This is a genomic window from Neisseria sp. P0022.S010 (assembly GCF_051956635.1).
Map to the genome: position 1 here is coordinate 1 of NZ_JBQCXF010000275.1, position 3,863 is coordinate 3,863.

The 3,863-nt window shown below is 47.7% G+C and carries 5 protein-coding genes; all 5 read left to right on the forward strand.

Going from position 1 to position 3,863, the window contains the following annotated elements:
* Nucleotides 1–409 (forward strand): 3-isopropylmalate dehydratase small subunit (gene leuD, locus ACTHUT_RS15175; RefSeq protein WP_440418986.1); only part of this gene is annotated, 409 nt, incomplete at its 5' end.
* A 68-nt stretch (nt 410–477) separates the two neighbouring features.
* Nucleotides 478–1,146 (forward strand): DUF2625 domain-containing protein, encoded by a 669-nt coding sequence (locus tag ACTHUT_RS15180; RefSeq protein WP_250600453.1) that lies wholly within the window; start codon nt 478–480, stop codon nt 1,144–1,146.
* A 97-nt stretch (nt 1,147–1,243) separates the two neighbouring features.
* Nucleotides 1,244–1,705, forward strand: coding sequence for a YhcH/YjgK/YiaL family protein (locus ACTHUT_RS15185; RefSeq protein WP_250600451.1), 462 nt, complete (start codon nt 1,244–1,246; stop codon nt 1,703–1,705).
* A gap of 38 nt (nt 1,706–1,743) precedes the next feature.
* Nucleotides 1,744–2,607: a DUF1444 family protein gene (locus ACTHUT_RS15190; protein ID WP_250600449.1), complete on the forward strand. Its 864-nt coding sequence runs from the start codon at nt 1,744–1,746 to the stop codon at nt 2,605–2,607.
* A gap of 66 nt (nt 2,608–2,673) precedes the next feature.
* On the forward strand, nt 2,674–3,744 hold the full coding sequence (gene leuB / locus ACTHUT_RS15195) for a 3-isopropylmalate dehydrogenase (protein WP_004520344.1): 1,071 nt from the start codon (nt 2,674–2,676) through the stop codon (nt 3,742–3,744).
* The last annotated feature ends 119 nt before the right edge of the window (nt 3,745–3,863 follow it).

Genomic DNA, 3,863 nt, shown 5'->3' on the forward strand with positions numbered 1-3,863 from the left:
AATCCTGTTGACGCGCAAAAACTTCGGCTGCGGCTCTTCACGCGAACACGCCCCTTGGGCATTGGACGACTACGGCTTCCGCGCCGTCATCGCCCCCAGCTTTGCCGACATCTTCTTCAACAACTGCTACAAAAACGGCCTTTTGCCTATCGTTTTGACAGAAGAACAGGTGGACCAGCTTTTCAAAGAAGTTGAAGCCAACGAAGGCTATCAGCTCTCCATCGACCTTGCCGAGCAAACCCTGACCACCCCTAGCGGCGAAACATTCACATTCGATATTACCGAACACCGCAAACACTGCCTCTTAAACGGCTTGGACGAAATCGGCCTGACCCTGCAACACGCTGACGAAATCCACGCCTTCGAAGAAAAACGCCGTCAAAGCCAGCCTTGGCTGTTTAACGGTTGATATACAAAAGGCCGTCTGAAAAATGTAAGTGTTTCAGACGGCCTTTACTGAATGCTTTGGGATAGTCCATGAGATCATTCGACGAATTAATCCAAACCCAAGACCCTGCGTGGCCATTGATTCAAGAGTGGATTGCAGAAGCGACAAACAGTATTGAAGTTCTGCCACGTACGCTTGAAAAGGCAAAGGAAGAACTTGTCAAAACCCAAGTAACGATATGTTCGTTTATGGGTGCTGTCGTTTATGAAACCGGCGGTATCCTTATCGATGACGGCTGGTTACGGATACTTGGTTCTGGCAGCGCGAAGCTACCTCGTGGTTTGGGAAGTTGGAATCTAAGCCGTACACAATCCGAGCCAGCAGGCCCTGCTCCCTATTATCTGTTTGCCGATGATGTTGCTGGAGGCTATTTTGCGATTAATGGCGGGGGATTGAATGGCAAAGTAGGTAATGTTTTCTACCTACCACCGGATACACTGGAATGGGAAGATTGCGGTAAAGGTTATGGCGACTTCTTAAATTGGGCATTGACCGGCGATTTACAGTTGTTTTACGAAAACCTGCGTTGGGAAAATTGGCGCGAAGAAATCCATGATTTGAATGGCGACAGCGTTTACACGTTCTTTCCGTTTTTATGGACTGAAGAAGGCAGCGATATAAACCAAGTCAGCCGCAAGCATATTCCTATCGCTGAACATTATGCCTCCACTTTGGATCTGCAAAACACAACTCCATAAAAAGCCCTTTCAGACGGCCTTGTTGTCAGAATCCCAATAAAGCGTCCTTAAAACGTATTCTTCACATCCTGAAGTTTAATTTCTACCTAACCACACCATGATTACCGATACCATAAGCAATGCCAGCCGCTACGCTGCCTTGCATCCCGACTTTGCCGAAGCCTTCCATCTGTTGCAGACCTTAGATTTTGCTAAGCTGCCGGACGGCCAAGTGCCATGCGAGAATCCCAATATCCGTATTTTTATCGGCAGCGAGCCGATGAGGACGCAGAGAGAAGCCCAGCCTGAAGCGCACTTAAAACACATTGATATTCAAACGCCGATTGATGGCAGCGAAACGTATGGCTGGATAGACAGAGGCCGTCTGAAAAACGGTTTAGGCTACAACGAAAAGCGCGATATCGAATTTTTCGACTGCGAGCCGGAAACCTGGTTGACCTTGGAGCCCGGCGAATTTGCGCTATTTTTCCCGAATGATGCGCATGCCCCATTGGTCGGTGTCAGGGCGAACATACGCAAAGTTGTTTTTAAAATCCGTGTTGAAACCGAACGTCTATAATATTTCAGACGGCCTTATCCCCTTATTCAGAACAAAATATGTCTTTTTTCAGCAGGTTGTTCCGCTCTAAACCTAAATTAATGACTTGGCAGGAATTTGTCGAATACTTTGCCCATCGCATCCAAGAAGAATTGCATCTTGAGGCAAAAATCGACTGGGGCGAAACTATTGCTTCCTCGCCTATCATCGTCCATTTTTCCGAAGACGATGAAGCGTCATTCAGCACATATTTGAGCAACCATTACACAAGTTATCTGCAAAATCCTGAGGCCTTGGAGGCTATTGTTGCTGCCAATTTAGCGGTTATCTATAAGATTCAAGACACTGATGCCAGTGTTTCAGCACAACAAATTCTTCCTACGATTAAAAATACGATTTATCTGGAAAACACCAGACTGATTACAAATACGGACGAAGCCGAACCTGCCGATTATCTGGTATATAAACCGATTGCGGGCGATATCATGTTGCTTTATATGGTGGATACGGACGAATCCATGCATACGCTCAATCATGAGCATATGAAAGAGGCCGGTATTGAAGATGAAGACACCTTGTATCGTACCGTTATGGATAATTTGCGCCAACGGATGAATGGACGTGTCCAAATTCATCATGCCGAAGGTTGGTCATTGGCTCAAATCCATTTGGATAACGACTATGATGCTTCCCTGATTTTGCTTTTAGACGAAGTACTTAAAGACGATCCTATGCTGCCTGCCAATCCTGTTTTTGCAGTCCCAGCACGCAACGCCCTGCTCGTTTGCAGCCCGTCCGATGAAGAAGCTTTGCAGGCGATGGCGAATATCGCCCTGCAGGCATTTGAAGAATCTGCCTACGCGATTTCTACCCAACTTTACCAGTACCATAATGGTACAATCAGCATTTTCAGAGCAAATTGATTTAAGGCCGTCTGAAAAACTGACGACCTGCCCTTTACCTAAAACCTTCCCATAAGGAAACCCGAAATGACCAAACATATCGCTATCTTGCGCGGCGACGGCATCGGCCCTGAAATCGTTGCAGAAACCGTCCGTGTACTCGACAAACTTATCGAACAAGGTTTGGATGTCAGCTACGAATACGCACCTTTGGGCGGCGAAGCCTATGACGAATACGGCCATCCTTATCCAGAATTCACACAAAACCTTTGCCGTAAAGCCGATGCAGTCCTGCTTGGTGCAGTCGGTTCTCCTCAATACGACAATCTCGACCGTCCGCTGCGCCCTGAGCGCGGCTTGTTGGCCATCCGTAAAGACTTGAATCTTTTTGCCAATTTACGCCCTGCCATTTTGTATAAAGAGCTGGCCAATGCTTCTACTTTGAAACCGGAAATCGTAGCCGGCCTCGACATCCTTATCGTACGCGAACTCACCGGCGATATTTACTTTGGTGAACCGCGCGGCATCCGTGTTTTGGAAAACGGCGAACGCGAAGGCTACAACACCATGAAATACAGCGAAAGCGAAATCCGCCGTATTGCCCACGTTGCCTTCCAATCCGCCCAAAAACGCAGCAAAAAAGTCTGCTCCGTAGGCAAAGCCAACGTTTTGGAAACTACCGAACTGTGGCGCGAAATCTTTGAAGAAATCGGCAAAGAATACCCTGATGTCGAGCTTTCCCATATGTACGTTGATAACGCAGCCATGCAGTTGGTACGCGCGCCCAAACAATTTGACGTGATTGCCACCGGCAACATCTTCGGCGACATTCTGTCTGATGAAGCCTCCATGCTGACCGGCTCCATCGGTATGCTGCCTTCCGCTTCTTTGGACGAAAACGGCAAAGGCCTGTACGAACCGTCTCACGGCTCTGCTCCTGACATTGCCGGTCAAAACAAAGCCAATCCGCTAGCGACCGTATTGTCTCTTGCCATGTTGCTGCGTTACAGCTTGAACGACGAAGCCCGCGCACAACAAGTTGAAAACGCCGTACAAAAAGTACTGCAACAAGGCTTGCGTACCGGCGACATTTATGAAGAAGGTACTAAGCTGGTTTCCTGCTCCGAAATGGGCGATGCCGTATTGGCCGCTTTGTAAGAGGCCGTCTGAAAAAAAGCGTGGGGCTAATCCCACGCTTTTTTATATGCAAAAACTTTTAACCATAAAAAAGGCGTGTTTTCACACGCCCTTATATCTTTTTCAGACGGCCTTAAGAT